The following is a 26,915-nucleotide window of genomic DNA, read 5'->3' on the forward strand; positions in this document are numbered from 1 at the left end:
TGGTCGAGTTGACCGGTCAGGGTCCGGTAGTCGATGGTGACCATGACCTGGGGGCGGTGTCCGCCGGCGGCGGGCAGCCCGTCGCCGGCCAGGGCGATCCGGCAGGCACCCACCAGGCCGTCCAAAAGTTGCTGCGCCCGGGTGGGCCGATCTCCTTGGCTGGATGTGGAATCGCCACCGCATTCCGGATCGCCGAGTTCGGTCTGGTCGTCCGTCCCGCGGCCGTCCGGCGTGCTGGGCTCTACGGAAACCTCAGGCGTTCCGTTGCCGGAGCCCTCGGCGGGGCCGGGGAGGCGGGGGTTGGTTGCGGTGTTCATCACCGTGGCGAGGTGTTCGAACTGCTCGTCCGTGGCCCCGATCTCAAGATAATGAAGCCCGTTCCGGCGCCCGCGCAGGAACACTCCCTGGCGGGCCCGCAGCAGCTTCTCCGACGGCTCCTGCCCGTCCTGATCCAGGACGCTCTCCCACCGCCGGGTCACCGCGCGCAGAATGTCCTCGTCGCTTTGCACCGCCTGCTCGGTGAGGTGGCGCTCCATCGCGTCGAGGTCCGGCGGTGCGGCGATGGGCCGCACCCTGTCGATGGCATCGCGGATCAGGGACGCGGCCCGCCCACTGACCCTCCCTTGGCCACATGCCCCACCCAAGACCTCCAGCGGCGCCGGCGCCTCCAGCCCGCCCGCGGGCACCGGCGGCAGGATGGCCGCGGCCAGCCGGAGCCGCCGGGTCGCCTCGCTGCGGCTGATGCCAACCCGTCCCCGGAGATAGTCTGCGGTATCCCTAAACTCGGTGCGCGTGCCGCCGCCAGCCGGTTCCGCGGCGGGCCACTGGCCTTCCCCTGGATCGGCGAGGCCGTGCTGCTCGGCGGCATGGGCGCCCAGGATCTGCAGGTGGTCGACGACCTTTGATAGTTCCTCAATGTGGGCCACAGTCTCTGCGACCTCATGGCGTGCCAGCAGCATGAAGCGTCCAGAGAAGTCGGCGGCAAATTCGAGTAGCTCGGCGTGCGCCGCGGAGAGAAAAGCCCCGGCGCCCGAGGGAAACTCCCCGGTGCCGGAGAAGAAATCTCCGGTGCCCGCGTGCTCCTCGATCGGCGCCGTTGCCATACCCCCATTCTATCGAACGAGTGTTCTATTTCCGCTCGAAAAAGGCCATTGTGGAGGAACAGTCGGGCCCGAGGATATCCACGGGCGGGGGCGCTTCTGGAGCTGCTGCGAGGGCGCACCTTTGGACCCCCGGCAGAATGCCATGGCCAGGGAAAAACAGGGCGAAACCCCTTGACCCTTCCAGGTGGCAGGTCTACATTTGGATTATCAACCGATTGGTTGATCAACTGACAGGTAGAGAATGAAGCAAGGATCAGAGGAGCAGCTCAACTCGGCATTCGCCGCCCTCGCAGATCCCGTACGCCGGGCCCTCATCGCCCGATTGTCCCGGGGACCCGCGACGGTCAACGAACTGGCTGAACCGTTCCCAATCACCAAGCAGGCCGTCTCAAAGCACATCCAGGTGCTTGAGCAGTCCGGGTTGATCACCCGCACCCGGGAGGGACAACGACGTCCCTGCCACCTTGATCCGGCTGCGCTGGAGGCATTGACCAGTTGGATCGACACTCACCGGCTCACCGTCGAGCGACAGTTCCGCAGCCTCGACACAGTGCTCGACACACTCAAGGAGAAGGAATCATGAGCAACGCAACAGTGATCACTGCAGTTCCGGACCTGCCGTTCATCGACATCGTCCGCGAGTATGACGCCCCGCGCGACCTCGTGTACCGCGCCTACAGCGACCCCGAACTGGTGGTGCAGTGGCTCGGCCCGGACCGACTCACCATGGAACTCGGAGAGTACGACGTGCGGGACGGCGGATCGTGGTCCTTCGTGCACCGGGACACCGACGGCACGGGGTATGGGTTCCGCGGCGTCTTCCATTCAGCAACCCCTCCGGAGCGGATCATCCAGACCTTCGAGTTCCTCGGCGCCCCCGGCTACGTCAGCATCGAAAGCGTGACCTTCGAAGAGCTCGAGGGAGGTCGGACCCGCGCCGTAGCCCACGCCGTCTACCCGACGATGGAGGCCCGCGACGCAATGATTGAAAACGGTATGGAGGGCGGCGTCGTCGAGGGCAACAACCGCCTCGACAAGATCCTTGCCCGCCTCCAGGAACACGCCGACAGCAAGTAGGCGCGCGGATCGGGGCCTGCTTCCGTCAGCTTCCGGACGGGAGGAGGCCCCGACGCGGCGTGGTGCGGTACCAAGCGAGCGTCCGCCTGATCCCCGGCTGATAGTCAGTGACACTGCCCGGCCCGACGACGGCACGGAACCGTGACGCGTCGCCGACGTGCTGCTGTTGGAATTGATGCAGCGTCTCGGCCCCCTCCTGCTTCCACAAGATTCAGCTCCATCGGCTAGTCCCGCCCGCCGGCCCTGCCCGGCGCGACTGCATCTGTGGCCGCTGCGCCCCCGGAACGGCGTGGACCCTCGCCCAGCCGTCCCCGGGTCGCGGCGATCACGATGACACCGACGACGGCGGACACCAGAAGATGGACCGGTCCGAAGTTCTCCCCGGGGTAGAGCAGCGGAAGCATTCCGTCCCCGGGCCACTCCCGGACCGCCACGGCGTTCCCCGCAGCATGGAAAAGCCCAACGAGGAGCAGGCTCGAGGTGCGGTTGTAGAGCCAGCCCGTCACCGCCCGAAAGGGGATCGCGAGCAGGGTGAGCACCAGCAGCAGGATGATCGTCGCCGCGAATGACCCTCCCGCGACGAGTGCGGCATGCTGCAGCGCGAAGAGGGGCGCCGTCATGAGCGCCGCACGCAGTGCGCCGTGCCGCTGCTGCAGCCGCACCTGCACAAAACCCGTCCACGCCACCTCTTCCCAGAGGTTGCTGGTGATGAGCCCAAGCGCTGTCTGCAGCACCAGGCCCTGCAGCAGGGCCGCCGTCATGACCGGTCTGGACGCAGTTGGCGGGTCCGCAAGAAGGAGCGCGAGAACGAGCCCTCCCAGCGGCACCACGACGACGGCGAAGAGATACCACCAAGGGTTCCGCCGCCACGTGAGGATGCGGTCGCGGAGGGCCCGAAGTCCTGTGCGCCCGTTGCACAGCCAGGTGAGGACAAGTGCGGGCAGCAGGAGCCCGATGAGGTTGCTCGCCGTGACAAAGAGAGGCACGGAGAGTTCCAATCCCTGCGATTCGGCGATGCGCGGGAGGAAGGCAAGAAGCTGCCCCACGGTGAAGAACCACACGAGCAGTGCGGCGATGGGATGGCGTCGAATTTTCTCGGTCATAACGGCACTCCATCCAAGAGCGGAGCAGGCAGCGCCACCCTGCACGAGGCGGCCCCAGCCGTAGTGTGCCTGCCCACCGGCGAACCTTGGCATCAAGGGTACTTTCACCTCCGGGGCCCGGAAAACGGTCTGCCCACCCCTGACTCGACCCTTTTCTTCGAGGTCCGGGCGCCCTGCTGGGCCAGAGCGACTGTTGACCGGTTCCGGCGTCGGGTTTATAGTTACTGTAAGCAACGAAGTGAATCCCGAACCGGACCGAGGGCCCCGGCCGCCGGTGTTCCCGAAGCGCGGCGGGAAGCGCCATCACAGCATTTCCCCCGGGTGGGCCGGACATCGAGGCATCCCTTCCGGCTCCAGTGGCTTCATCCGGGTCCCTCATCCATCCATGACCTCGGCTACGAATCACCCCAAGCTCCGGAACTCCAGCTGCAGGAACCTGACTGCAGGAACCCTGACTGCAGGAACCCGGAGCTGCACTATCCCTCGACGGGCAATGACGACCGCCAGCCATCACCGACCCCTGTCGGAAACACCGGAAGCACAATGGCACACTCAACGGCACGTTCAACGACACCTTCACAGACAAATCCAACAGCCGGCTCGGGAGAAGAACCCCCGATGGTCGAGCCCGCAACCGCCCAGCCACCCTCGATGTCGCATGCGCAGATCCTGCAGGCCCTCACCGGACTGCTCGCGGCACTGTTTACGGCGATCCTCAGCAGCACCATCGTTGCCAACGCCCTGCCCACGATCATGGCCGACCTCAACGGCTCTCAGACCGACTTCGCCTGGGTGATCACGGCAGCGCTCCTGGCCAACGCCGCCACCACCCCCATCTGGGGTAAGTTCGCCGACCTGTTCGACAAGAAGCTCATGGTGCAGCTCAGCATCGTCATCTTCGTCGCGGGCTCGGTGCTGGCGGGCCTCGCCTCCACCATTCCGGTGCTCCTGACGGCTCGAGTCATCCAGGGCATCGCCATGGGCGGCCTCACGGCACTGGCGATGGCCGTCATCGGCACCATCATCCCGCCGCGCGAACGCGGCCGGTACTCGGGCTACCTCGGCGGCGTCATGGCCGTCGCCACGGCCGGCGGACCGCTGCTCGGCGGCTTCATCGTCGACTCGCCGCTGGGCTGGCGCTGGACCTTCTTCGTCTGCGTCCCGCTCGCCGTCGTCGCCTTGATCCTGCTGCAGTTCACCCTCAAGCTTCCCCACATCCGCCGCAAGGTCAGCATCGACTGGGTCGGCTCGATCCTCCTCACCGCAGGCGTGAGCCTCGCGCTGATCTGGGTGTCCTTCGCCGGCAAGGCCGGATACTACGGGTGGTTCTCCTGGGAGAGCGCCGCGATGGTCGGCGGCAGCGTCGTCCTGCTCGGGCTCCTGCTCCTCGTTGAGACCCGGGTGGCCGAGCCCATCATCCCGCTGAAAATCATCTCCGAACGCACGACGGCGCTTGCCATCCTCGCCTCCATCGCCGTCGGGATCGCACTCTTCGCGTCCTCGACCTACCTCGGCCAGTACTACCAGGTGGCACGCGGCGCGACGCCCACCGAGGCCGGCCTGCTCACCCTGCCCATGATCGCCGGCAACCTCATCGGCTCGGTCGGCGCGGGACAGCTCGTGTCCCGCTTCGGCAAGTGGAAGCGGTTCCTGATCCTTGGAGCCGTCTTCCTCATCGCCGGACTCGGCCTTTCCGGAACCATCGACCACCTCACCGACCTCCGGCTCGTTGGCGTCTACACCTTCCTCTTCGGCATGGGCCTTGGCCTGATGCTCCAGAACCTCGTCCTGGCCGTGCAGAACACCGTGGCGCTGAAGAATGTCGGCTCCGCGAGCGCCTCCGTCGCGTTCTTCCGGTCCATCGGCGGTGCGGCCGGGGTCGCTGTGCTCGGTGCCATCCTCGGCACGCAGGTCAGCAACCGGACCACCGAGGGCCTCGCCGCGGCGGGAGTGCCCGCGGACCCCTCAGGTGCGGCCGGCGGAAGCCTCGACCTGGTGAACCTGCCGGAGCCGGTGGCCGAGATCATCCGGGCCGCCTACGGCGACAGCACCGCTCTGATCTTCCTGATCACGGCCGGCTTCGCCGTCCTCGCCCTGGTCTGCGTGCTCTTCATCAAGGAGCGGCCGCTGCGGCGCACCGTCGACATGGAGCCGGCCCGGGAATCGGTGGACCTGGAGGCATAGGACAAGCCCGGCGTCCGGTGTGGGTGTCTGGGCGCGGGTCAGGGAGAGAACCGCAGGAGCCCGACGTCGATCACCCGGCGCGTCAGTCCCTCGGCCGCCGCCCGCTCCGCCGCCAGGCGCGCGGCCAGTCGAGCAAACGCTGCCGCGGGACACGCGGCGGCGACGGCGGCCCACAGTTCCATGACGGTGTCGCACCGGGTGACGGCCCCGGTGACGCCCCGGACCTGCCAGGAGTCCCCGGCGACCTGCACGCGAGAAACCCCCGGCAGTCCGGCGCAGAGGCCGTTGACGGCCGAGGCGATCAGGAGGTGCTGACGCAGGGTGCGCACCGGTCCGACGACGTCGTCGGTGGCGACGGTCCGGCCGCACGCTCCACACATGGTTCAGCCCTTTCCCGGGAGCTTCACGGCATGACGTCGCCCGAGTTGGGCCCGAGGGTCTGCCCCACGAAGAGGTTTCCGCCCGGGTCGCTCGCCAGCAGCAGCGCTGTGGGCGCCACCTCCTCCGGCGTGCCGAACCGGCCCAGCGGCAGCTCCTTCCGTTTGGCGGCCTTCCACTCCTCCGAAATCCCGTCGACCAGGGGAGTCTCGATCGGACCGGGCGCGATGCAGTTCACCAGCACGTTGTCCCCGGACACCTCAAGGGCAAGGGACTTGGTCATGCCGATCACGCCGGCCTTCGCGGCACTGTAGTGGCTCAGCCCGGTTCCTCCTTTGATCCCCAGCTGGGAGGCGATATTGATGATGCGCCCCCACTTCCGGTCCCGCATCTCCGCCACCACCTCCCGGCAGCACAGGAAGACGCCCGTCAGGTCGACGGCGAGGGTCTCGTTCCACTGGTCGAGGCCCATGTCCTGCAGCGGCGACTCGGTGAGCAGCCCGGCGCTGTTCACCAGGACGTCCACCTGCCCCAGGTCCTCCCGGGCCGTGGCGAACGCCCGGGCGACGCTGTGCTCGTCGGCCACGTCGACGGCGATGGTGCCTTCCGCCGACGCGTTCCGGTCGAGCACCGCCACCCGGGCGCCCCCGGCCCGGAACGCCTCGGCGATGGCGGCCCCGATCCCGCTGCCACCGCCGGTGACGACGACCCCGCGGCCCTCGATCATCAGGCCCTCATCTTCACGGTCAGTCCGCCGTCGACGACGAGCGCCTGCCCCGTGATGTACACGGCCGCCTCCGAGGTGAGGAAGCTGATGACGCTTGCCACCTCCTCCGGCCGGCCCACCCGACCCCAGGGGATGTCCTTGCCCGCCCGCTCCAGCCCCTCGGGGCCCAGCGAGTTGACCGGGTCGAGCGACTGCGGTGTCTCGATCAGCCCCGGAATCACCGCGTTGGCGCGGATCCTTCGGGGTCCGAGTTCGACGGCGACGCTGCGCACCAGCCCCAGCACGCCGGCCTTCGCGGCGGCGTAGTGGGCGTGTTCCTCCCACCCGTAGACGCCGCCGGCGATCGAGGACACCGCCACCAGGGCGCCGCCGTCGTTCATCCGCTGCGAGCCGGCCCGCAGGGTGCGCAGCACCCCGGTGAGGTCGACGTTGAGCATGTCGTCCCACTTCTCGTCGGAGAGCTCGTTCAGGGGCGCGTTGCGCAGGATGCCCGCGTTGGCGATGGCGTAGTCGAGCCTTCCGTACTCGGCGAGGGCCCGCTCCGCGAACGCATCGACCGACTCGGTGGAGCGGACGTCGACCTCGTGGATGATTCCCATGCCGCCCGCGTGCTTCACCGCGTCGAGGGTCTGCTCGGGGTCGTGCGGATCCCCGGGGAAGGTGCCGATGATCGACACCACGCCGCGCTGCGCGTAACTGACCGCCAGGGCGCGGCCGATGCCGCTCGCCGCGCCCGTGATAATCGCTACCTCAGGCTGGGATGTCATGGGGTGACTCCTCCCGCATGACCGCGTCGACGTGCTTGGCGCCCATCATCATGAAGCCCGACAGCAGGGTGCCCACGGCGCCGACCCACAGCGCGGCGGCGCCGGTGCCGGCGGCCGTGGCCACGATGGTGAACAACGCGCCGCCGATGATGGTGCCGGGCTGGCTCATCGCCCCGATGAAGGCGAGGCCGGTGGCCCGGCAGCTGACGGGGTAGCACTCGGCCATGTAGTACTGGATGGCGGCGTAGGGGCCGACCAGGAAGAACAGGCCCGTGCCGTAGGTCAGGATGATCAGGAACGAGCTCTCCACCAGCGGGCTCAGCATGACGGCGAACGACAGCCCGGAGATGATCCAGCCGCCGATGATGGTGCGCTTCCGTCCGATCTTGTCACCGATCCAGCCATGGAACACGTAGCCGAAGTAGGCGAGCAGGTTGATGACGATCAGCAGCCAGAACGCCGTCGACAGCTCGACGCCCTTGGCATTTGCCAGCACCGAGGTGCCCAGGACGCTGAAGATCGCGATGCCGAAGAAGTTGAGGATCCAGGCGAGCGAGAAGACGATGGTGTTCCGGCGCAGCTCAGGTTCCCAGATGCGCTTCAGGGGAGAGGTCGAGGAGTGCTCGACGCCGAAGCTGCGGGCCAGGGCATGCGCCTCCTCGGTCTTGCCCGACTTCTCAAGCTCGGTCAGGCGGTGGTGCAGCTCGAACTGCGGGGTTTCCTTGAGCTTCTTCGAGATGAGGAACACGATGATGAAGGCCGGGATAGTGGCCATCAGGTAGAGGGCGCGCCAGCCGAAGATTGGAAGGAAGACGAGGGCCAGGGCGCTCGCGAGGAGGAAGCCCAGCGGCCAGCCGCCCTGGATGAACGAGTAGTGGAAGCCGGGGCGCTTGTGTTTCTTTTCATCCTCGGTGACCTGGTACACCTCGTTCATGTACGTGGCGTTGACCGCCTGTTCGGAGAAGCCGAGGCCGCCGAAGGATCGGACGAAGATGAGCAGGCCGTTGCTCAGGAAGCCGAGCCCGGTGGGGATCGCGGCGGTGAGGCCGGAGACGACGGCGGTGCCGCCGACGGTGACCATCATGCCCTTGCGCCGCCCGAGCCGGTCGATGACCGGGCCGATCCCGAAGCAGACGATCGCCGTACCGACGGCGATCCAGGTGTTGATGGCGTAGGCCTCAGGCGCGGTCCAGCCGAACTCATCCTGCATGGCGGGCAGGAGGGTGCCGAACAGGCCGTAGTCGAAGACCGCAACGGTCCAGGCGAGGAGGGCGAGGACGGTTGCCGTCGTCGTCTGCTTCTTGGTGAATGCCGGGAAACGGCGCTTTTCGTCTCCCGTGGGCGTCGAGAGGTCGACGCCTGCCTCTTGGGTGGACATTTCTAGCTTTCCTTTCGGGGGCTCCGGGCGAGGAATGAATCGGCGATTTCGTCGAAGGTGTGCCAGCTGACTCCCTCGTGGGAGTTGAAGTGCTGGATGAGGCGCTCGAGCATGAGCAGGACCTGGGGGCGGCCCGAGACGTCGGGGTGGATGGTCATGGTGAAGACCGCCTCGTCCATTTCGGCGTAGACCCAGTCGAACTGGTCGCGCCACATCTCCTCGAGGTGGCGGGGGTTGACGAACCCGTGGGAGTTGGGCGCGGCCTTGATGAACATCATCGGCGGGAGGTCGTCGAGGTACCAGTTGGCCGGAATCTCGACGAGGTCCGTCTCCTTCCCCCGTACGAGGGGCTCCATCCAGGTGTCGGCGGGCTGGCCGTAGTCGATCTTCTTCCAGCTGTCGCCGACGCGGATGTAATAGGGCTCGAAGTCGTTGTGCATCAGGGAGTGGTCGTACTTGATGCCCCGGTCCAGCAGGATCTCGTTCGTGACCGGGGAGAACTCCCACCAGGGGGCGACATAGCCGGTGGGCCGGCGCCCGGAGACCTTCTCGATCAGTTCGATTGAGCGGTCGAGGATCGCCGTCTCCTGCTCGCGGGTCATGGCGATCGGGTTTTCGTGGGAGTAGCCGTGGACGCCGATCTCGGAGCCCGCGTCGACGACCATCTGGGTCAGCTCGGGGAAAGTCTCGATTGAATGGCCGGGCATGAACCAGGTGGAGGGAAGGCTGTGTTTCTCGAAGAGCCGCACAAGCCTCGGCCCGCCGACCTCGCCGCTGAAAAGCCCCCGGGAGATGTCACAGGGCGAGTCCTCGCCCCCGTAGGATCCGAGCATGCCGGCGACGGCGTCGACGTCCACACCGAATGCGAGTTGGATGTTCTTGGTCATGGGTCAGCCTTTCGACGGAGTGGATAACGGGGGACGGACAGCTGCTGCATGCGGCACGAGGGTTCCGCGCCGGGAGAACTGCTCGGCGATCCGGGATGGCGGCATGCCGAGCGTGAGGAGCAGTTGGAGCAGGATCCGGGCCTGCGACGGGCGCAGCATCCCCGAAGGGATTGCACCCGCGGCGTGGAGGTCCCTGCCACCTCCGCCCCCGTAGACCTGCATGATCGGCCCGGCATGGACGCGTGTACTGACGACGACCACGACGCCGGCCGCCGTGGCGTCCGCCACGGCCGCACAGATGGCGGGGTTCGCATTGCCGTTCCCGGTTCCCTGCAGCACGATCCCCCGCGCGCCGGCCGCGAGGGCCGCCCGCAGGAGGGTGGCGTCCGCGTCGGGGTGGGAGGCGACGATGTCGACCCGAGCGGGGTCTGTGTCCACCGGCGGCAGGGGGAGCGGCTTGTAGACAGGCGGGGCGGGCCGCAGCTCGACCTGCCCAGCCTCGCTTACGGTGCCCACCGGCTCGAGGTCGGGGGTGCTGAAGGCGTGGGCATTCACCGTGTGGGCCTTCCGGACCCCGGCGGCCCGGAAAACGTTCCCTGCGAAAGCCACGAGCACGCCCTGCCCGACGGCGGCGGGCGAGGAAGCGACTGCGAGGGCGCCGCGCAGATTGCCCGGGCCGTCCGGGTGGTCATGGTCCGCCGTGTGCTGTGCCCCGGTGAAGACAACGGCCCGCGGGTCATCCTGTACGAGATGCGCGAGGTAGGCGGTCTCCTCGGTGGTGTCGGTTCCGTGGGTCACGACGATGCCGAGCACGGAGGGGTCCGAAAGGGTGTCTTCAATGGCGGTGCAGATGGTGATCAGGTCGGAGAAGGTCAGCAGGTAGGAGCCCTTCGTCATGACGTCGACCACCCGCACGGGGACGGTGCCGTTTCCGGCGCTGGAGAGCAGCGCGTTCCCGGTGTCCGCTGCCAGGGCAGCACCGCCGGCGGCGTCCGAGCTGCGCGAGGCGATGGTGCCGCCGGTGGCCAGCAGCGCCACATGGGGCGAATGGGGGGTGCTCATTTCACCTCCGGGTTTCCGGTGATGGCGGTGGTGAGGAGGGTGCCGGAGTTCGGGTGCTGGCATCCGTTGCGGTGAGCTGTCCGCGGTGCACTGTGTGCAGTGAGCCGCTGGCAGGGACGGAGGAACGGAGACTCGGGAGCGGGGTAGCTCGGGAGCGGCGATCGGCGGGTGCCGAATCGGTCGGTCGGCGGCGGTCCTGGGAGCGGGGCCGACGGCGGTGATGGGTGCTAAGACGCGGAAGGCGGAGGCGGAGGCGGAACGGCAGTCGGGGCTGCGGAACGGCCCGGCACCTGGATGTTTGCCGGTCCTGCGCCGCAGTTACCCAATCGTTTGGGTAGCGTGGAAATTACCCTAAAATGTGATCTGGGTCTCGTCAACCGAAATGTCTCCAATAGGTTCATGCTTGAAAGATCGGATTCAAGGGGGGAGAAACAGAATGCGCGCAGAGGGAACAGGCCGACAACCGATAACGCTCAAGGATCTCGCGGCCGAGCTCGGGATTCATCCCTCCACCGTGTCGCGGGTGCTTCACTCGACCTCGGAGATTGCCCGCGGAGCGGCGTCGTCGGCCACCGCCGAGCGGGTCCGCAAACTGGCCCGGGAACGCGGCTACTCGCCTGATCCCGGCGCCGCAAGCCTGCGCACCCGCCGGACGAAGGCCTTTGGGGTGATCGTGCCACGGCTCTCCGACCTGGTCCTGGCCACCATGTACGAGGGGGTCGAGGAGGCAGCGGCCGAGGCCCGGTATTCCACGTTCGTGATGAACTCCCACGACAACCCCGAGGAGCAACGCCGCAAGGCCGAGATCATGCTGGCACGCAGGGTGGACGGGCTGATCCTCGGTGACATCCACGCCGGCAGCGAACTGGTTCACGAACTGCAGGCCCGATCTATTCCGTTCGTGCTGATGAGCCGCAGGTATCCCGGATTTCCGTCATCCACGTGCGACGACGTCGTCGGCGGTGAGCTGGTTGCCGACCATCTGTGGGACACGGGCCATCGGGCGGTGGCGGTGATCGCCGGCGAGCCCTTCGCCAGCACGGCCCTCGACCGCACCTCAGGCTTCCGGGATCGGTGGCTGGACCTGGGTGGGAGGATCTCGGACGCCGACATTGTCTGGTCCCGTTTCGACACCGAGGGCGGCCGTGAAGCCGCCGAAACCCTCCTGGCCCGCCGGGGCGGAATACCTACCGCCGTCTTCGCCGTGAACGACTTCGCGGCGATCGGTGCGATGGGGGCCATACGCTCCCATGGGCTCACTGTGGGGCAGGACATCGCCGTCGTCGGATTCAATGACACTTCACTCGCCGCCCAGCTACCCATTCCGCTGTCCTCGGTGCGCTCGCCGATGCTGGAGATCGGCCGCCGGGCCGTTGAGCTGCTGCGCCGGGTGATCGCCGGGGAGCAGGTCGAATCACTCCGCCTGAAGCCTGAGCTGTTCATCCGGGAGAGCAGCGCCGGCGTCGCCGCCGCGGCCTCCCGCGACGCCCTCGTCGGGTAGGGCAGGGCGGTCTCACCGACCCGGGAAACCGGCTCAGCCCCAGATCTGCGAGCGCACCTTCCGCCCCTCGGCCCGTGCAGCCAGCGCCTCCTCGAGGGTGACGGCCCGGAACAAGGTTTTCGTGCCCGGGGCGCTGCGGGCCAGCAGGTCCATGTCTGCACTGATCACCGTGGCGACCATTGCGTAACCGCCGCCGGAGACGGCGTCGCGGTGCAGCACGATCGGCTCCTTGCCGCCCGGGATCTGAATCGAACCCACCGCGTACCCGGCGTCGACGATGTTCGACGGATCGGAACCCGCACCGAACGGCTGAGTGCGCGGCTTCCAGGCGATCTCGGGCCCGGAGTACCTCAGCCCGGTGCGGTCCGCGACCGGCGTCAGGGTCCAGGTGGCGCTCAGGAGGGTGTCGAGTCCTTCCTCGGTGAGGCGGTGGTCGTAGAGTCCGGGCAGCACCCGGACGGTGACCTCCTTGTCGAAGGATGGCCGCAGCGCCTCCTCCAGCTCGGTTCTCTCCGCCCCTCCGGTGCCGACATCCAGTGCCGGCCCGACGGGCAGCACGTCTCCGGCCTTCAGTGCCCTGCCCTCGAAACCCCCAACCGCCCCGAGGGTGTAGGTTGAGCGGCTGCCCAGCACCACCGGAACGTCGATCCCGCCCTGCACGCCTATGTAATACCGGGTTCCGCCGCGCAGCATGCCGAAGGAGACCTCATCGCCTGCGGAAAGTTGAAGCCTGGACCACTGCGGGCGCGGCTCCCCGTTGACCTTGACGTCGACGGGGGCGCCGGCGACGGCGATCACCGCGTCGGCGTCGGTGGTGAACCTGGGCCCCAGGTAGGTGCACTCAAGGACCGCCTCGACAGCGGAGTTGCCGGCCAGTGCGTTGGCCATCTCGGCCGACAACGAGTCCATCGCGCCGCCCTGGGGGATGCCGACGTTGTAGTAGCCGGGCCTTCCCTGGTCCTGCACCGTCGTCGCGAGTCCGGGCTCGAGGATATTAATGGCCATGAAGGCGCTCCAAAAGGTCCAAGTTGTAGGCGGCGGGGTCATCGAGCGCGCGCTGGAGGTCAAAGACCACCGGTGCGTGGCGGTAGGTGTAGGTGCCGGCGTCGACCTGCGCCTGAATGTCGCGGTACTCCGCCTCCTCGACGGGACGGAACTTCACGATGTCGCCGGGGCGGAAGAAGATCATAAAGTCCCGGAAGTCGTCGAGCCGCTGGGCGGGGTCGAAGATGGGTGCCGCCGCAATGCCGAACATCTGGTACCCGCCGGCCCCCCGCACCGAGTAGATGCACGCGAAGCAGCCGCCGTGGCCCACCGTCAGCGCCGGGGTGTCGGTGCGCGGGCTCAGGTACTTGGGCACCTCCAGTTGATCCTTCTGCGGCACGATCTGGAACATGAAGGGCAAGCCCGCGACGAATCCGACCATCGAGACGAGCCAGGGCGATTCGTGGTGGCGTCGGATGAACTCGGCGGGGGAGTCCAGCCCGTTCTCCTCGGCGGCGAAGTCGAGGTCGGTGCCGTCCGGCTTCTGGTGGCCCTTGCGGAATCGGGCACCGGTCTCGCGGGTGTAGGGGTCGTCGTACCAGACCGGCACCTCGATGATGCGGGTGTCGAGCGTCTGGTGGCTCGAGTGTGCCACCTCGTCCTCAACGCCGCGGACTTCGGCCTCCAGCCGGTCCGGGGGGAGGATGTCCGGATTGAAGCGGAGAAGCAGTGACGCGTTCGCCGGGCAGATGTCACTCACGCCGGTGAGGCCGCGCGCCGTGAGGAGGGCCGCCATCGCGTTCGCCTTGTAGTTCGCCGCAAGGCTCATCGCCTCGGCAATCTCGACGAAGAGGAACTCGTCCCCGCCCCAGGTGTAGCGGGCGTCGGTCCGCTGGACCGCGGTGTCGGTCATGAGGTCACTCCCAGCAGGTCGGGGGTCGATTCGATGAACTTGGTTGAGTGGGCGACGTCGCGCACCTCGCTGCGGGAGAGCACGGCCTGCAGCAGGGGGAGCGTTGTCTTCACGCCCTCGATGCGAAGCTCGCCCAAAGCCCTCAGAGATCGGGCGATCGTCTCCTCCCGGCGCGAATCCCATACGATGAGCTTCGCAAGGAGCGAGTCGTAGAACGGGGCGACGACGGAGCCGGTGACGACGCCGGAGTCCACGCGGATGCCGGGGCCGCCGGGCCAGTCGAGGCGCGACAGCGTGCCCGGACTCGGCAGGAAGTTGTTCGCCGGGTCCTCGGCGTTTACCCGGAACTCGAAGGCGTGCCCGGTGAACGTGATGTCCTGCTGTGTCAGGCGGAGCCTGCCGTCGCGGGCCACGAGGATCTGCTCGCGGACGAGGTCAAGGCCGGTGATCATCTCGGTGACGGGGTGCTCGACCTGCAGCCGGGTGTTCATCTCAATGAAGGCGGCCTCGTGCGACTCCGGGTCGTAGAGGAATTCGACCGTGCCCAGGCCGCTGTAGGAGCACAGCTTCCCGAGTTCGATGGAGGAGGCAAGGATTTTGGTCCGCACCGCTTCGGGCAGACCCGGGGCGGGTGCCTCCTCGACGACCTTCTGCTGGCGCCGCTGCAGGGAGCAGTCGCGGTCGCCAAGGTGGATCACGCGCTCGCCGTCGCCAAGGATCTGCACCTCGACGTGCCGGGCGGCGGAGACGAACTGCTCGAGGTACACCGACGCATCGCCGAAGGCGCCCAGGGCCTCCGCCCGGGCCATTCCCAGGGTTGACTCGAGTTCCTCGGGGCCTGTGACCAGGCGGATTCCGCGTCCGCCGCCGCCGGCCGACGCCTTCACCACCAGCGGGTAGCCGACTTCTTCGGCGATGGCGGCGGCGTCGTCGTCCGGGGAGAGGCTGCCGTGGCTGCCGCGGAAGGTGGGGACGCCGGCATCCTCCGCTGCCTGGCGCGCCCGTGACTTGTCGCCCATCAGTTCGATAGCGTCGGCGGCCGGGCCGATCCAGGTCATTCCGGCGTCGGCGACGGCGCGGGCAAACGCAGCGTTCTCTGAGAGGAAGCCGTAGCCGGGATGGACGGCCTCGCAACCCGTGGACCGGGCGGCGCTCAGGACCGCCTCGACGTTGAGGTAGCTCTTGCCGGCCGCGGCAGGGCCGATGACCTCCACTTCGTCGGCCAGTTCGGCGGCGTAGGAGGTGGCGTCGGGCTCGCTGGCCGCCAGCACGGTGCGCAGGTCCAGCTCCCGGGCGGTGCGGATGATGCGCACGGCGATCTCGCCTCTATTGGCGACGAGGAGTTTCTTGAAGGTCATTGTTCTGCCACCACCGCAATCACGTCCCCTGGGTTCACGGCTCCCGCGTCTTCGACGGCGAAGCGTTCGAGGGTGCCGCTGACCTCGCTGCGGACCTCGGAGAACTGCTTCATGATCTCAACCATTCCGATCGCCTGGCCGGCCTCGATGCGGTCCCCCTCGGAGGCGAAGGGCTCCTTGTCCGGTGCGGGCTTGCGGTAGAAAATGCCCGGGAGTGGGGAAATGATGTCAGCCATGGTGCGCGTCCTTCCAAGCGGGGATGGGGTAGTCAGGCGGTAGCGGGCTCCTGGGACCGGCCGGCATCGGAGAGCACCTCGCGCACGGCGGCCGCGACCTCCGGTGAGTTCGGGGCGTCGGAGTGCACGCAGATGCTGGTGAAGTCGATACGCAGGAGCGTGCCGTCCGAGGCCTCGACGAGACCGTCGTCGAGCACCCGGCGGACGCGTTCGGCGGCCTTCGCCGGATCGGTCAGCTCGGGCCGGCGCTGGATGAGTAGCTGGCCTTCGGGGCCGTAGTTGAGATCAACGTAGAGCTCGCCGACGAATTCGATGCCAAGGCTCTCGCACACCACCTGGTGCTGGGTGCCGGCCAGGCCGTAGAAGGGCACTCCGTACAGGGCGGCGACCTTGCCGGCTGCCTGCATCAGGTGATGGTCGCGGGCCAGCATGCCGTAGAGGGAGCCGTGCGGTTTGATGTGGTGAAGGTCGACGCCCTCCCGCCGCAGGAAGGCCGAGAGCGCCCCCACCTGGTACAGCATCAGGTGTTCGACCTCGTTGGGGGTCAGCTTCATCTCCCGCCGGCCGAAGCCGACGAGGTCCGGCAGCCCGGGGTGCGCCCCGATGCCGAGGTCCCGGCAGGCGGCGGCGGACACGGTGTCGGCCATGGCGTCCGGGTCCCCTGAGTGGAAGCCGCACGCGACGTTAATCGAGTCGACGAGTTCCATCAGGGCCAGGTCGTTGCCGAAGGAGTGAAGGCCAAGCGATTCACCCATGTCGGAGTTGATGGTGGGCGTCAGTGCCTGAGTGACGCCGGATTGTGCATCAGTCATGCGCCCAACGCTAAACCCGTAGTCCACCCGGTGTCAGGGGGTGGAGGGGCTTTGAAAAATCGGTGAGGATGTGCTGTTTCAGCGCCGGGTCACCCGACGGTCCGGAAGCAGTCCCTTGACCGCTCCGGCGGTGAAGTGGACGCCGAACCGGCCCAGGGCTCCGAGTCGCAGGGGGACCGACTCCGCGGCGGCCCGGAGCGAGGCAAGGCATCGAAGCGCCTGCGGCGTCGGGGTGCGGAGGAGCCCCTGTAAGGCGGTGCCATCGGGGGCGGTCAGCTCGAAGCGCGTCGTGGTGAAGTCGTACCAGAGCGCGCGCGGGTTGCCCGGCCGCTGGGCCTTGGCGCCCCGCAGATGCAGGTCGACGTGGTCGTCGCTGGAGAAGGAGAGGGAGTATTCGACGGCGGCGCCGGCGTCGTCGGGAAACAGCGCAAGCGTCCCGGTGACCGGCCTCGCGCTGGCGAACCCGTCGATGTCGATCGTGCCCTCGACGTTCAACCGGTGGTGCGGGTCGGTGCGGAAGGTCTCCCAACCGGGCATCGAGGCACGGAGCACCAGGCGCACCGCGGCCTGGCGGAAGGGAAGTTCGAGCCAGCCGGAGAGCTGCTCGGTGAAGCTGACACTGTCCGTTGGGCTTATCTCGCGCATGCCTGCTCTTTCAGCCATGGCTTCATCTTGGGGCATTTCGCCGGTTTTTACATCAAGTGATCCTCGCTCAGGTACGAGTACCGTGCAGGGTCGGCCGGTAGGTGAGTTCCTGGGTCCGCCCGTCGAGGGTCCGGTGCTCCACCAGGTCCAGGTCAAAGTCGGCCGCCCCTTGGAAGACCGGCTCGAGACCGGTCCGACCGGTGATGACGGGGAAGAGCGTCATCTGGAGGAAGTCCACCAGGCCGGCAGCCATCAGCGCTCGGTTCATCGAGAGGCTGCCGTGCGAGCGCAGTGGCACCTCCGACTGCTCCTTGAGCCGGGCGACGACGTCGACGGCGTTCCCGCCCGCCACCGTCGCGTCCGGCCAGTCGAGGGGTTCCTGCAGCGTCGTCGAGACCACCGTTGCCGGCAGGTTCACCATCCGGGTGACCCAGGGGTCCCGCACCTCCGATTCCGCAGTGCTCGAGGCAAGCATCTGCACGAAAAGCCGGAACGTTGTGGCCCCGAAGACCATCCGTTGCGTCGAGTCATACAACGCGAGACGGTGCTCGAGCAGGTCCGGGCCCTGCTTGCCCCAGTAGCCCGTCCAGTCGCCGCCGGCGGCGGCGTAGCCGTCGAGGCTGGAGAAGATGTCCCAGGTGTAGGTAGCGGTCATGATGCATTCCTCCGGTTGCTGTTCCGCCCCTGCCGCACTGTCCTTATGGGTTTCGGAGCGGTGGCCGTGACGTTACACCCGTTCGTCGAAGCCCGCGACAGAATGGGCGCCGCAATGGCTAGGCGCGTTCCACGGGCAGCCATAACTCGGAAGTTGCGGTGCTGAAGTCGGGGGCGCGGTCGATCACGGCAACGATCGAGGGTCCGGGCCTCAACCGCCAGGGGTTGGAAGGGAACCAGTCGGTGGCGGTCGCCGCCCACGTTTCCTGCAGGGCCGCCGGGTACGGGCCCGCGGTGCGGAACACGGCCCAGGCGCCGGCCGGTACCTCGATGGCGTGGAGGTCCCCGGGCACGGGAGTATTTTTATCGACCGCGACGCCGTGGAGGTAGAGCAGTTCGCTGCCCTCGGCGTAGTCGGGGTCCACGTCGGCACTCACCTGGAGCAGTCCCGCCGGCTCGGTGCAGTTCATTTCCTTGAGGCGGTCATGTTCGGCCGCGGGAAGGGACGCGATATGGGCCTCGATGGCGAAATTGGCACCGCGGTGGATGAGTGGCACACGGGCCGACTGTCCGACGAGTCGGAAGGCCGGCAGGTCTGTGATGCGGGTGTCCATGGGTGTGTTCCCTTCTACGGTCAGGCGGAACCTGAGCTTCGGTTGTGTGCGAAGGGGGCCACCGGAACGGCGCACATCGCCGGGGCTGACGCCGTGCACCGCTCGAAAGGCGCGGTTGAATGCCTCAGTGGAGCCATACCCGTAGCGCACCGCGATTCCCAGCAGATCGCCGTCTTCGAGGACCTCCGCAACGGCGACCGCCATGCGGCGTCGTCGAACATATTCGGACAACGGCATGCCTGCGAGTGAGGAGAACATCCGGCGGAGGTGGTATTCCGTCGTGCCAAGACTGCCCGCCAGGCTGGTGATGTCGATGTTCTCGGTGAGATGGTCCTCAATGAGTCCGACGAGTTGGTTCAAAGCTGCGATCACGGTTTCCCCCTTCAGCGTCAAGCCTGCCCGTCAGCGCAGGCGCGCACCCGACTATTGCGGTCCGATGCAGTCGCATTCCTTAACGCGGGCCGGCCGTGCACGCATTCGGCGGCCCGCCGGGAGGATCACCGATTGGCTCAAGTCATCAGCCAGCGCCACCACCGCGACGGTCCGGCTGCAGTCGCCGGGCCCGGCTCGGGTTCCGGTTCCTCGCCCAGCGCCCGCGCGGCCTCGACGAGGTCGTCCTCGGTGAGGGTCATGACGTCCTCCCGGTCGAGCGCGTCGAGACTCCGGTCCTCATCGAGTGAAAGCCTCAGCGCCTGTCGGTTGAGCGCCTGCTCGAACAGGGTGCGGGCGAAGCGCGCATTGCCGGAGTCCTCGCCGGAGTGAAGGCCCGCGAGGATGCGGCGCAGCATCTGCTCCGCGCCCGGCTCGAGCAGGTACTCGTGCTGGGCGAGCATCTGGCCGAAGATCGCCACGAGCGCGTCGACCGAGTAGTCGGGGAAGGTGATCTCGCGCGCAAACCGGGACCGCAGGCCGGGGTTCGAGAGCAGGAACATTTCCATCAGCCGCGGATAACCGGCCACGATCACCACCAGGCGGTGGCGGTGATCCTCCATCCGCTTCAGCAGGACCTCGATCGCCTCGGGCCCGAAGTCCATCCGGTGATCCTCAGGGGCCAGGGCGTAGGCCTCATCGATGAACAGGACGCCATCCAGCGCCCGCCGGATCACCCGGTCCGTCTTGAGTGCGGTTTCGCCGACATACTGTCCGACCAAGCCCGAACGGTCGACCTCCACCAGGTGGCCCTTCTGCAGCAGGCCGACCGCCCGGTACATCTCGGCCAGAAGCCGCGCCACGGTGGTCTTTCCCGTGCCCGGGTTTCCGAGGAACACAAGGTGCTGCGAGGTGGCGACCTCCGGCAGGCCGTGCGCCTTGCGGCGGGCCTGCACCTGAAGCAAGGCGACCAGCGCCCGCACCTGTTCCTTTACGGTCTCCAGCCCGATCAGCGCGTCGAGCTCGGCCTGCAGCTCGGAGAGCGGGCGTGCCGGCCCGAGCTTGGGGCCAAACATCTCACTCACCCGGTCATCGACCCGGTCTCCGCCCGGCAGCTTGAGCTGCTCGGCCAGGTGGCCAATCGTTTCGCGCAGTTCCTCAAGCGGATTGCGGCTGGCAGCCATGCTTTACTCCTGGAGCGGTGGTGGCGCGATGAGCGTACGCGGAACTCCCCGGCAACGGTTGCCGCCGGGTTCGTCTCACTGTAGTACCGGGATCCGGTGAGTTGCTGGCCATTTGTAGGCGTCGATGGAGCGCTTACCGGCGTCTTCGTGGCTGCGCAGGACTGTTGACACGTTCCGTGGAACGGGGGTTACAGTGACGGGAAAATACAGTTCCGCTTTGCAGAAACATCGAATCAAGTCGATTCCGTCGATGGTCAAGGGTGTTCAGCGCTGCAGCGGAGGAACCAGGAAAGCTGACACCCATGCGCCTAGCCGACTTCAACGCCGCTCCCGCCACCGACGCCGCGAAACTGCTGCGTCCCTGCCTCGACATTCCGCGCTGGATCGACGAGATCGTGCGGGCGCGTCCCTTTGGCTCGCTCTCCGCCCTGACCTCGTTCGCCGCGGCCGCGGCGCCTGACCTGTCAGTCGACGAACTCGATGGCGCCCTGGCGCACCACCCGCGGATAGGGGAACGTGCAGCCGGGGCTTCGACGGAGGCGGGGCTGTCGCGGCAGGAACAGTCGGGGCTTGACGGGTCGGAGGATACTGCGGAGCAGATCGCTGCCGGGAACCGCGCCTACGAGGAGAAATTCGGACGCGTCTTCCTGGTCCGGGCCGCCGGACGGTCGGCCGAGGACATCCTCGCCAGCCTTCAGGAACGCCTCGGCCATACCTCCGAGGAGGAGCTTCCCGTCATCGCCGGCCAGCTGCGGGAGATTGCCCTCCTCCGGCTCGATGGAACGGTCACCCCGTGAGCTCCGTGAGCACGCACGTCCTCGACACCCGAACCGGCCGGCCCGCCGCGGGCATGTCGTCCCGGCTCCTGCGCCGCACCGGCGGGAACTGGGAGCAGGTGGGACAGGGGACCACCGACGTCGACGGCCGCATCAAGGACTTCGGCATGCAGGACCGCGGCCCCGCCGTCCTGCCCGAGGGCGTCTACCGGATCGAGTTCGATACCGGAGCATATTTCGAGAGCGCCGGAGTCGAGTCCTTCTTCCCCGAAGTTGCCCTCACCTTCACGGTGGCCAGCGCCTTAGAGCACTACCACGTCCCCCTGCTCCTGAGCCCTTTCGCTTATTCGACCTATCGAGGGAGCTGACCATGACGTCTCAGCGCGATACCGACCAGCCGGCGTCGCAGCCCGGCACAGCATCGGGAGGGACCGGCCGCATCGTGCTGGGCCGCAACCAGTATGGGAAGGCGGAGGTCCGGCTCGTCCGGATCACCCGGGACACCGCCCGTCACAGCATCGAGGACCTCAGCGTCACCTCGCAGCTGCACGGTGACTTCGAACGCGCCCACACCGAAGGCGACAACTCGCACGTCATCGCCACCGACACCCAGAAGAACACCATCTACGCCTTCGCCCGGGACGGTATCGGAACACCCGAGGCGTTCCTCATGCGCCTCGGTGAGCACTTCACCTCAAGCTTCGACTGGGTGACCGGCGGCCGCTGGGCGGCCGAGCAGTATTTCTGGGAGCGGATCTCCGACCACGACCACTCTTTCAGCAGGAACAAGTCGGAAACCCGCACCGCGGTGCTGGTGATGGAGGGCGGCCGGAGGACAATCGTCGCCGGAATCTCGGGCCTCACCGTGCTGAAGTCGACGGGATCGGAGTTCCACGGCTACCCGCGTGACCGCTACACGACCCTTCCCGAGACGACCGACCGCATCCTGGCGACCGATGTGACGGCCCGCTGGCGGTACACCACCCTCGAGGCGGACTTCGACGCCCTGTACTCAAGCGTGCGCCGGATCCTCCTCGACGCCTTCGCCTCGACCCATTCCCTGGCCCTGCAGCAGACGATGTTCACCATGGGAAAGCAGGTCCTCGAGGCCCATCCCGAGATCGGTGAGATCCGGATGTCGCTGCCAAACAACCACCATTTCCTGGTGGACCTCTCGCCGTTCGGGCTGGACAACCCCAACGAGGTGTTCTTCGCAGCGGACCGTCCCTACGGCCTCATCGAGGCGACGGTCCAGCGCGAGGGCGACACCGGCGAACCGGAGGTATGGGCCTCTATTCCGGGCTTCTGCTGACCGGAATTTGGGTCGTGGAAGGCCCTTTCCGCCGGTTGTATAGTTTTGCTCACACCGCTGAGGAGTGGAAAGCATGGACGCTACGCAGATCACCGTGAACGGCCAGGTCCGCCCCTGTGAAGGGATTTCCCCGCACCTCCGGCTGCTCGACTGGCTGCGGGCCGAAGGGCTGACCGGGGCCAAGGAAGGCTGCGCCGAGGGGGAGTGCGGGGCCTGCGCCGTGCTGGTGGCACGGCCCGACGGCGACGGCCGCACCCGGTGGACCTCGGTGAACGCCTGCCTGCCTCCCGCCCTGGCCTTCGACGGCCAGGAAGTCGTGACGGCCGAAGGCCTCGGCACGGCGGCCGGCCCCCGGACGGCCGAGCACCTGCACCCGGTCCAACAGGAAATGGCTGAGCGCGGCGGCTCCCAATGCGGCTACTGCACCCCGGGCTTCGTCTGCTCCATGGCGGCCGAGTACTACCGCCCCGAGCGGGACGCCACCGGCTCCAGCGAGGGCGTCGAGACCGGCACCGCCGTCGTGGGGGAGGAACACGCGAGCGACCACGAGACCGGGCCCAACGGCTTTGATCTCTCCTCGCTCAGCGGGAACCTCTGCCGCTGCACCGGGTACCGGCCCATCCGTGACGCCGCCTACGCCCTCGGTGCCCCGACGGACGACGACCCGCTGCTGCGCCGCCAGGACCGGCCCGCTCCGGCGGCCCGACCCACGCAGGCGGCGGCGGGCGGCTCCCGGTTCCTCCGCCCCGGCAGCATGGAGGAGCTCCTCGGCCTGCTCGAGCAGAACCCGGACGCCCAGGTGCTCGCCGGCGCGACGGACGCCGGGGTCGAGGTGAACCTCCGGCACAGCAGGCCTCCGCTGGTGCTCGCCGTCGACCGCCTCGAACCGCTCCTGGTCCTCACGCTCGGCCCGGACCGGATCGAGATCGGCACCGCGCTCACCCTGTCGGAGGTCGAACGCGGACTGGCCAGCCGGGTGCCCCTGCTGAACCAGCTCTTTCCCCAGTTCGCCTCCCGGCTGATCCGCAACGCCGCGACGCTCGGCGGCAACCTCGCCACCGGCTCACCCATCGGCGACACCGCACCCGCCCTGCTGGCCCTCGACGCCTCGGTGGTCCTTGCCTCCGCCGGCGGCGAGCGCGAGGTGCCGCTCGCCGAGTACTTCACGGGGTACCGGCAGAGCGTCCGCAGGCCCGGTGAACTCCTGCGCGCGGTGCACCTTCCGCTGCCACTGGCCGAAACCACCGCGTTCTACAAGATCGCCAAGCGGCGCTTCGACGACATTTCGAGCGTCGCCGTCGCCTTCGCCCTGCGGCTCGAGGACGGCGTCGTCGCCTCGGCGCGGATCGGCATGAACGGGGTGGCCGCCATGCCCTTGCGGGCCCTGCGCACCGAGGAGGCCCTCGTCGGGCGGCCCTGGAGCGAGGAGACCGCCGCCGGTGCCGCAGCGGTGATGGAGACCGAGGGCACCCCGATCGATGACCTCCGGGCCACCGCCCGCTACCGGTCGGCGATGCTCGGCCAGTCGGTCCTCCGGTTCTACGCGCAGACCACAGCCGCACCCGCACTGGAGGTGACCCGGTGAAATCCCTCGCAGACCGCCCCGTGAACCCCGTCGTCGGCGTGCCCGTTTCCCACGAAAGCGCCGCGCTCCACGTCACCGGCACCGCCCTCTACACCGACGACCTCCCCATCCGCAGCTCGGACGTCCTTCACGCCTGGCCGGTGCAGGCCCCGCACGCCCATGCCCGAGTCACTGAGCTGCGCACCGCACCAGCCCTGGGCGTGCCCGGCGTGGTGCGGGTCCTCACCGGAGCCGACGTGCCTGGGATCAACGATGCCGGGACCAAGCACGACGAACCGCTGTTCCCGAGCGAGGTGATGTACTACGGCCACGCCGTCTGCTGGGTGCTCGCCGACAACCTCGAGGCCGCCCGTCTCGGTGCGGAGGCCGTCGAGGTGGACTACGAACCGCTCCCGTCGATCGTGACGCTGGCCGAGGCGATCCAGAAGGAAAGCTTCCAGGGCGACCAGCCCACCGTAGCCCGGGGCGACGCTGGGGCCGCCCTGGCCGCTGCGGCCCACCGCTTCAGCGGGGAGGTAGAGATCGGCGGGCAGGAGCACTTCTACCTCGAGACCCACGCCTCCTACGTCTATGTCGACGAGAGCGGGCAGGTGTTCGTCCACAGCAGCACCCAGCACCCCACGGAGACCCAGGAGATCGTCGCCCACGTGCTCGGGCTCACCAGCTCCCAGGTGACGGTGCAGTGCCTGCGCATGGGCGGCGCCTTCGGCGGGAAGGAGATGCAGCCCCACGGCTTCGCCGCCGTCGCCGCCCTGGGAGCGACGCTCACCGGGCGGCCCGTGCGGGTGCGCCTGAACCGCACCCAGGACATCACCCTGACGGGCAAGCGCCACCCGTTCGCCGCCAGCTGGGAGGCCGGGTTCGACGACACCGGCAGGCTTGTGGCGCTCCGGGCCACGTTGACCAGTGACGGCGGGTGGAGCCTCGACCTCTCCCAGCCCGTCCTGGCCCGCGCGCTGTGCCATATCGACAACGCCTACTGGATCCCCAACATCGAAGTGCTCGGCCGGATCGCGAAGACGCACAAGACCTCGCAGACTGCCTTCCGCGGGTTCGGCGGCCCGCAGGGGATGTTCGTCATCGAGGAGGTGCTCGGCCGATGCGCGCCGCTGCTGGGCGTTGAGCCCTCCGACCTGCGGCGGCGGAACTTCTACAACCCGGGCCAGAGCACCCCGTACGGGCAGCCGGTCCGGCATGCCGAGCGGCTGCATGCCGTCTGGGAGCAGCTGCTGGGCGGCGCGGACGTCGAACGCCGCCGTACCGACATCGCCGACTTCAACGCCACCCACCGTCACCTCCGCCGTGCCCTGGGCATCACGCCCGTGAAGTTCGGCATCTCCTTCAACCTCACGGCCTTCAACCAGGCCGGGGCCCTGGTGCACGTGTACAAGGACGGGTCGGTGCTGATCAACCACGGCGGAACGGAGATGGGCCAGGGGCTCCACACCAAGATGCGCCAGGTCGCCGCCACCGCGCTCGGCGTTCCGCTCGCCAACATCCGGCTGGCGCCGACGCGCACCGACAAGGTTCCCAACACCTCGGCCACGGCGGCGAGTTCCGGGGCGGACCTCAATGGAGCGGCGATCCGCAATGCGTGCGACCAGATCCGGGACCGCCTCGCCGAGGTGGCCGCGCGGAAGCTCAACATCCACCCCGACGACGTGCGGTTCGACGATGGCATCGTCACCGGGATCGGCTTCTCCGACGAGGGAATCCCCTTCGCCGAGCTGGTGAACGACGCCTACTTCCAGCGCGTGTCTCTCTGGGCCGCGGGCTACTACCGCACCCCGGGGCTGCACTGGGACGCCGCCCGCATGCAGGGCGAGCCGTTCAAGTACTTCACCTACGCCGCGGCGGTGTCGGAGGTCGAGGTCGACGGTTTCACCGGCGCGTACCGCCTGCTGCGCACCGACATCGTGCACGACGTGGGGGACAGCCTCTCGCCGCTGATCGACGTCGGGCAGATCGAGGGCGGGTTCGTTCAGGGCGCCGGGTGGCTCACGCTAGAGGACCTCCGCTGGGACGTCTCAGAGGGGAAGCGCCGCGGGCGCCTGGACACCCAGTCGGCGAGCACCTACAAGCTGCCGAGCTTCTCCGAGATGCCCGAGGATTTCCGGGTCCACCTCTTCGAGCGGGCCACCGAGAGCGGTGTCATCTACGGGTCCAAGGCGGTGGGGGAGCCGCCGCTCATGCTCGCACTCAGCGTGCGGGAGGCGCTGCGCCAGGCGGCCGCGGCCTTCGGCCCCGGCGGACGCAGCGTCGAACTTGCCAGCCCCGCCACCCCGGAGGCCGTTTACTGGGCCATCGATCGGGCCCGCACCACGTCCCGCGAGGCAGCGAAGCCGGCCGGGATGGACGCGCCCGTTCCCTCTCCGGTGAGAGCGCAGTGACGTGGACTGGCTGAGCGCCCTCCAGGGCCTCCGCGCGGAGCGGTCACCCGGGGTCCTCGCCACGGTGACCGAGGTGCGCGGCCACGCGCCCCGGGACGCCGGAGCGAAGATGGTCGTGGGAAGCGAGGCGACCTGGGACAGCATCGGCGGAGGCAACCTCGAGGCGAGTGTCATCGAGCGGGCGCGGGCGATGCTCGCCGCCGGCACCGGAGTCCCCGAGACCCTTGAGTTCTCCCTGAACGAGCACGCGGCGGCCCGGCACGGGCGCCAGTGCTGCGGTGGGGTGGTCCGGGTCCTCCTCGAGCCCTTCCTTCCCCGGCCGACGGTCGCCGTGTTCGGGGTGGGCCATGTCGGCTACGAGCTGGCCCGGATTCTGTCGCGGCTGCCCCTTACCCTGCACCTCGTCGACAGCAGGGCCGACCAGGTTGACCCTGGACGGCTCGCCGCCGTCACCGCCGGTACCGCCGACGTCCGGCTCGTGGCCAGCCCCGTGCCCGACACTGTGCTGGGCACCCTGCCGTCCGGCTCGCACGTCCTCATTCTGACTCACGACCACGCGGAGGATTTCCTGCTGTGCGATGCGGCGCTGCGCCGCGGCGCCCTGGGCAGCGTTGGGCTGATCGGCTCGAGGGCCAAGTGGTCCCGGTTCCGCCAGCGCCTGCGCGCCGAAGGCCACAGCGACGCCGCCATCGACGCGATCACCTGCCCCATCGGCGTGCCGGGGCTGGCGGGCAAGGCCCCCGCCGTCATCGCCATCAGCGTTGCCGCCGACCTGCTGAAGACCCTCGAGCTTGGGGAGGCCGGGGTCTCCGGAGCGCCAGAGCCGGTGCGCGCTCCATTCAGCTCGACGGTTCCCGGCCCGCACCCCAGATAGGCGGGGAAGCCCGGGCAGGAAGAGTGCGATGCCTGCCTAGTA

Annotated in this window: 27 protein-coding genes; 10 read left to right on the top strand and 17 right to left on the bottom strand. The window is 68.3% G+C overall.

Translation table 11 applies throughout. From position 1 onward, the window contains the following. A partial coding sequence (locus I6N91_RS00005; protein WP_198809887.1) for a DUF222 domain-containing protein occupies positions 1-1,103 on the bottom strand: 1,103 nt, incomplete at its 3' end. A 241-nt stretch (positions 1,104-1,344) separates the two neighbouring features. Here I6N91_RS00005 and I6N91_RS00010 point away from each other — a divergent pair. Together I6N91_RS00010 and I6N91_RS00015 are read left to right on the top strand one after the other, a co-directional pair. Further along, on the top strand, positions 1,345-1,686 hold the full coding sequence (locus I6N91_RS00010) for a helix-turn-helix transcriptional regulator (protein WP_198809888.1): 342 nt from the start codon (positions 1,345-1,347) through the stop codon (positions 1,684-1,686). Further along, complete coding sequence (locus I6N91_RS00015; protein ID WP_198809889.1) at positions 1,683-2,180, top strand: SRPBCC family protein; 498 nt, start codon at positions 1,683-1,685, stop codon at positions 2,178-2,180. The genes I6N91_RS00010 and I6N91_RS00015 overlap by 4 nt, the downstream gene beginning before the upstream one ends. A 224-nt stretch (positions 2,181-2,404) precedes the next feature. On the opposite strand, the gene I6N91_RS00020 is transcribed toward I6N91_RS00015, so the two are convergent. Next, a complete protein-coding gene (locus tag I6N91_RS00020) occupies positions 2,405-3,283 on the bottom strand; it encodes a CPBP family intramembrane glutamic endopeptidase (RefSeq protein WP_198809890.1) in 879 nt (292 codons plus the stop codon). A gap of 618 nt (positions 3,284-3,901) precedes the next feature. Here I6N91_RS00020 and I6N91_RS00025 point away from each other — a divergent pair. After that, on the top strand, positions 3,902-5,467 hold the full coding sequence (locus tag I6N91_RS00025) for an MFS transporter (protein WP_374058882.1): 1,566 nt from the start codon (positions 3,902-3,904) through the stop codon (positions 5,465-5,467). 38 nt (positions 5,468-5,505) lie between these two features. On the opposite strand, the gene I6N91_RS00030 is transcribed toward I6N91_RS00025, so the two are convergent. Genes I6N91_RS00030 through I6N91_RS00055 form a run of 6 tightly spaced genes read right to left on the bottom strand, consistent with a single transcriptional unit; the run spans position 5,506 to position 10,666 of the window. Next, the gene (locus I6N91_RS00030) at positions 5,506-5,847 is read right to left on the bottom strand and encodes a hypothetical protein (protein ID WP_198809891.1); all 342 of its coding nucleotides are present in this window, start codon (positions 5,845-5,847) and stop codon (positions 5,506-5,508) included. Between the two features lie 23 nt (positions 5,848-5,870). Beyond that, a complete protein-coding gene (locus I6N91_RS00035; RefSeq protein ID WP_198809892.1) occupies positions 5,871-6,572 on the bottom strand; it encodes an SDR family NAD(P)-dependent oxidoreductase in 702 nt (233 codons plus the stop codon). After that, positions 6,572-7,339: an SDR family NAD(P)-dependent oxidoreductase gene (locus tag I6N91_RS00040; RefSeq protein ID WP_133402890.1), complete on the bottom strand. Its 768-nt coding sequence runs from the start codon at positions 7,337-7,339 to the stop codon at positions 6,572-6,574. Before I6N91_RS00040 ends, I6N91_RS00035 begins: the two co-directional genes overlap by 1 nt. Then, positions 7,323-8,717 carry an MFS transporter gene (locus I6N91_RS00045; protein WP_198809893.1) on the bottom strand — a complete coding sequence of 465 codons (1,395 nt, stop codon included), beginning with the start codon at positions 8,715-8,717 and terminating at the stop codon, positions 7,323-7,325. Before I6N91_RS00045 ends, I6N91_RS00040 begins: the two co-directional genes overlap by 17 nt. Positions 8,718-8,719: 2 nt before the next feature. After that, complete coding sequence (locus I6N91_RS00050; protein WP_133402892.1) at positions 8,720-9,604, bottom strand: polysaccharide deacetylase; 885 nt, start codon at positions 9,602-9,604, stop codon at positions 8,720-8,722. Positions 9,605-9,607: 3 nt separating this feature from the next. Further along, positions 9,608-10,666 carry an asparaginase gene (locus tag I6N91_RS00055; RefSeq protein ID WP_233091274.1) on the bottom strand — a complete coding sequence of 353 codons (1,059 nt, stop codon included), beginning with the start codon at positions 10,664-10,666 and terminating at the stop codon, positions 9,608-9,610. Between the two features lie 436 nt (positions 10,667-11,102). Here I6N91_RS00055 and I6N91_RS00060 point away from each other — a divergent pair, with 436 nt between their 5' ends. Then, complete coding sequence (locus I6N91_RS00060; RefSeq protein WP_198809894.1) at positions 11,103-12,167, top strand: LacI family DNA-binding transcriptional regulator; 1,065 nt, start codon at positions 11,103-11,105, stop codon at positions 12,165-12,167. A 33-nt stretch (positions 12,168-12,200) separates the two neighbouring features. On the opposite strand, the gene I6N91_RS00065 is transcribed toward I6N91_RS00060, so the two are convergent. From I6N91_RS00065 to I6N91_RS00105, 9 genes are all read right to left on the bottom strand, one after another. Continuing rightward, entirely contained in the window at positions 12,201-13,172 is a 972-nt protein-coding gene (locus tag I6N91_RS00065; protein WP_198809895.1) for a biotin-dependent carboxyltransferase family protein, read from the bottom strand. Beyond that, positions 13,162-14,064 (bottom strand): allophanate hydrolase subunit 1, encoded by a 903-nt coding sequence (locus tag I6N91_RS00070; protein WP_198809896.1) that lies wholly within the window; start codon positions 14,062-14,064, stop codon positions 13,162-13,164. The genes I6N91_RS00065 and I6N91_RS00070 overlap by 11 nt, the downstream gene beginning before the upstream one ends. Beyond that, positions 14,061-15,422 (bottom strand): acetyl-CoA carboxylase biotin carboxylase subunit, encoded by a 1,362-nt coding sequence (locus I6N91_RS00075; RefSeq protein WP_198809897.1) that lies wholly within the window; start codon positions 15,420-15,422, stop codon positions 14,061-14,063. The genes I6N91_RS00070 and I6N91_RS00075 overlap by 4 nt, the downstream gene beginning before the upstream one ends. Then, entirely contained in the window at positions 15,419-15,658 is a 240-nt protein-coding gene (locus I6N91_RS00080; RefSeq protein WP_120168750.1) for an acetyl-CoA carboxylase, read from the bottom strand. Before I6N91_RS00080 ends, I6N91_RS00075 begins: the two co-directional genes overlap by 4 nt. Positions 15,659-15,690: 32 nt before the next feature. Beyond that, the gene (pxpA, locus tag I6N91_RS00085) at positions 15,691-16,470 is read right to left on the bottom strand and encodes a 5-oxoprolinase subunit PxpA (protein WP_233091275.1); all 780 of its coding nucleotides are present in this window, start codon (positions 16,468-16,470) and stop codon (positions 15,691-15,693) included. A gap of 78 nt (positions 16,471-16,548) precedes the next feature. Continuing rightward, positions 16,549-17,133, bottom strand: a complete 585-nt coding sequence (locus tag I6N91_RS00090; protein WP_198809898.1) for a hypothetical protein — start codon at positions 17,131-17,133, stop codon at positions 16,549-16,551. 49 nt (positions 17,134-17,182) lie between these two features. Continuing rightward, the gene (locus I6N91_RS00095; protein ID WP_198809899.1) at positions 17,183-17,770 is read right to left on the bottom strand and encodes a dihydrofolate reductase family protein; all 588 of its coding nucleotides are present in this window, start codon (positions 17,768-17,770) and stop codon (positions 17,183-17,185) included. A 118-nt stretch (positions 17,771-17,888) separates the two neighbouring features. After that, on the bottom strand, positions 17,889-18,755 hold the full coding sequence (locus tag I6N91_RS00100) for an AraC family transcriptional regulator (protein ID WP_198809900.1): 867 nt from the start codon (positions 18,753-18,755) through the stop codon (positions 17,889-17,891). Between the two features lie 137 nt (positions 18,756-18,892). Next, positions 18,893-19,936: an AAA family ATPase gene (locus I6N91_RS00105; protein ID WP_198809901.1), complete on the bottom strand. Its 1,044-nt coding sequence runs from the start codon at positions 19,934-19,936 to the stop codon at positions 18,893-18,895. Between the two features lie 302 nt (positions 19,937-20,238). Between I6N91_RS00105 and uraD the strand changes: the two genes are divergently transcribed. From uraD to xdhC, 6 genes are all read left to right on the top strand, one after another. Next, positions 20,239-20,733 carry a 2-oxo-4-hydroxy-4-carboxy-5-ureidoimidazoline decarboxylase gene (gene uraD / locus I6N91_RS00110; RefSeq protein ID WP_198809902.1) on the top strand — a complete coding sequence of 165 codons (495 nt, stop codon included), beginning with the start codon at positions 20,239-20,241 and terminating at the stop codon, positions 20,731-20,733. After that, a complete protein-coding gene (gene uraH, locus I6N91_RS00115; RefSeq protein WP_198809903.1) occupies positions 20,730-21,080 on the top strand; it encodes a hydroxyisourate hydrolase in 351 nt (116 codons plus the stop codon). The genes uraD and uraH overlap by 4 nt, the downstream gene beginning before the upstream one ends. Before the next feature lie 2 nt (positions 21,081-21,082). Further along, a complete protein-coding gene (gene pucL, locus I6N91_RS00120; protein ID WP_198809904.1) occupies positions 21,083-22,024 on the top strand; it encodes a factor-independent urate hydroxylase in 942 nt (313 codons plus the stop codon). A gap of 73 nt (positions 22,025-22,097) precedes the next feature. Beyond that, positions 22,098-23,609, top strand: coding sequence for a xanthine dehydrogenase small subunit (locus I6N91_RS00125; RefSeq protein WP_198809905.1), 1,512 nt, complete (start codon positions 22,098-22,100; stop codon positions 23,607-23,609). Next, positions 23,606-25,999, top strand: a complete 2,394-nt coding sequence (xdhB, locus tag I6N91_RS00130) for a xanthine dehydrogenase molybdopterin binding subunit (RefSeq protein ID WP_198809906.1) — start codon at positions 23,606-23,608, stop codon at positions 25,997-25,999. Before I6N91_RS00125 ends, xdhB begins: the two co-directional genes overlap by 4 nt. Position 26,000: 1 nt before the next feature. Further along, positions 26,001-26,873: a xanthine dehydrogenase accessory protein XdhC gene (gene xdhC / locus I6N91_RS00135; RefSeq protein ID WP_198809907.1), complete on the top strand. Its 873-nt coding sequence runs from the start codon at positions 26,001-26,003 to the stop codon at positions 26,871-26,873. Positions 26,874-26,915: the final 42 nt, after the last annotated feature.

This window comes from Arthrobacter sp. MSA 4-2 (assembly GCF_016405885.1).
In the GTDB taxonomy this organism is placed as follows: Bacteria; Actinomycetota; Actinomycetes; order Actinomycetales; family Micrococcaceae; genus Arthrobacter_D.

Excerpts from the sequence above, each read along its gene's own strand:
- pxpA (WP_233091275.1), bottom strand. The coding sequence starts at position 16,470 with ATGACTGATGCACAATCCGGCGTCACTCAGGCACTGACGCCCACCATC.
- pucL (WP_198809904.1), top strand. The coding sequence starts at position 21,083 with ATGACGTCTCAGCGCGATACCGACCAGCCGGCGTCGCAGCCCGGCACA.
- I6N91_RS00075 (WP_198809897.1), bottom strand. The coding sequence starts at position 15,422 with ATGACCTTCAAGAAACTCCTCGTCGCCAATAGAGGCGAGATCGCCGTG.
- I6N91_RS00125 (WP_198809905.1), top strand. The coding sequence starts at position 22,098 with ATGGACGCTACGCAGATCACCGTGAACGGCCAGGTCCGCCCCTGTGAA.
- I6N91_RS00030 (WP_198809891.1), bottom strand. The coding sequence starts at position 5,847 with ATGTGTGGAGCGTGCGGCCGGACCGTCGCCACCGACGACGTCGTCGGA.
- I6N91_RS00080 (WP_120168750.1), bottom strand. The coding sequence starts at position 15,658 with ATGGCTGACATCATTTCCCCACTCCCGGGCATTTTCTACCGCAAGCCC.
- I6N91_RS00090 (WP_198809898.1), bottom strand. The coding sequence starts at position 17,133 with ATGGCTGAAAGAGCAGGCATGCGCGAGATAAGCCCAACGGACAGTGTC.
- I6N91_RS00065 (WP_198809895.1), bottom strand. The coding sequence starts at position 13,172 with ATGGCCATTAATATCCTCGAGCCCGGACTCGCGACGACGGTGCAGGAC.
- I6N91_RS00035 (WP_198809892.1), bottom strand. The coding sequence starts at position 6,572 with ATGATCGAGGGCCGCGGGGTCGTCGTCACCGGCGGTGGCAGCGGGATC.
- I6N91_RS00010 (WP_198809888.1), top strand. The coding sequence starts at position 1,345 with ATGAAGCAAGGATCAGAGGAGCAGCTCAACTCGGCATTCGCCGCCCTC.
- I6N91_RS00020 (WP_198809890.1), bottom strand. The coding sequence starts at position 3,283 with ATGACCGAGAAAATTCGACGCCATCCCATCGCCGCACTGCTCGTGTGG.
- I6N91_RS00045 (WP_198809893.1), bottom strand. The coding sequence starts at position 8,717 with ATGTCCACCCAAGAGGCAGGCGTCGACCTCTCGACGCCCACGGGAGAC.
- I6N91_RS00025 (WP_374058882.1), top strand. The coding sequence starts at position 3,902 with ATGGTCGAGCCCGCAACCGCCCAGCCACCCTCGATGTCGCATGCGCAG.
- I6N91_RS00015 (WP_198809889.1), top strand. The coding sequence starts at position 1,683 with ATGAGCAACGCAACAGTGATCACTGCAGTTCCGGACCTGCCGTTCATC.
- uraD (WP_198809902.1), top strand. The coding sequence starts at position 20,239 with ATGCGCCTAGCCGACTTCAACGCCGCTCCCGCCACCGACGCCGCGAAA.
- I6N91_RS00105 (WP_198809901.1), bottom strand. The coding sequence starts at position 19,936 with ATGGCTGCCAGCCGCAATCCGCTTGAGGAACTGCGCGAAACGATTGGC.
- I6N91_RS00095 (WP_198809899.1), bottom strand. The coding sequence starts at position 17,770 with ATGACCGCTACCTACACCTGGGACATCTTCTCCAGCCTCGACGGCTAC.
- I6N91_RS00060 (WP_198809894.1), top strand. The coding sequence starts at position 11,103 with ATGCGCGCAGAGGGAACAGGCCGACAACCGATAACGCTCAAGGATCTC.
- I6N91_RS00040 (WP_133402890.1), bottom strand. The coding sequence starts at position 7,339 with ATGACATCCCAGCCTGAGGTAGCGATTATCACGGGCGCGGCGAGCGGC.
- I6N91_RS00050 (WP_133402892.1), bottom strand. The coding sequence starts at position 9,604 with ATGACCAAGAACATCCAACTCGCATTCGGTGTGGACGTCGACGCCGTC.
- I6N91_RS00055 (WP_233091274.1), bottom strand. The coding sequence starts at position 10,666 with ATGAGCACCCCCCATTCGCCCCATGTGGCGCTGCTGGCCACCGGCGGC.
- I6N91_RS00070 (WP_198809896.1), bottom strand. The coding sequence starts at position 14,064 with ATGACCGACACCGCGGTCCAGCGGACCGACGCCCGCTACACCTGGGGC.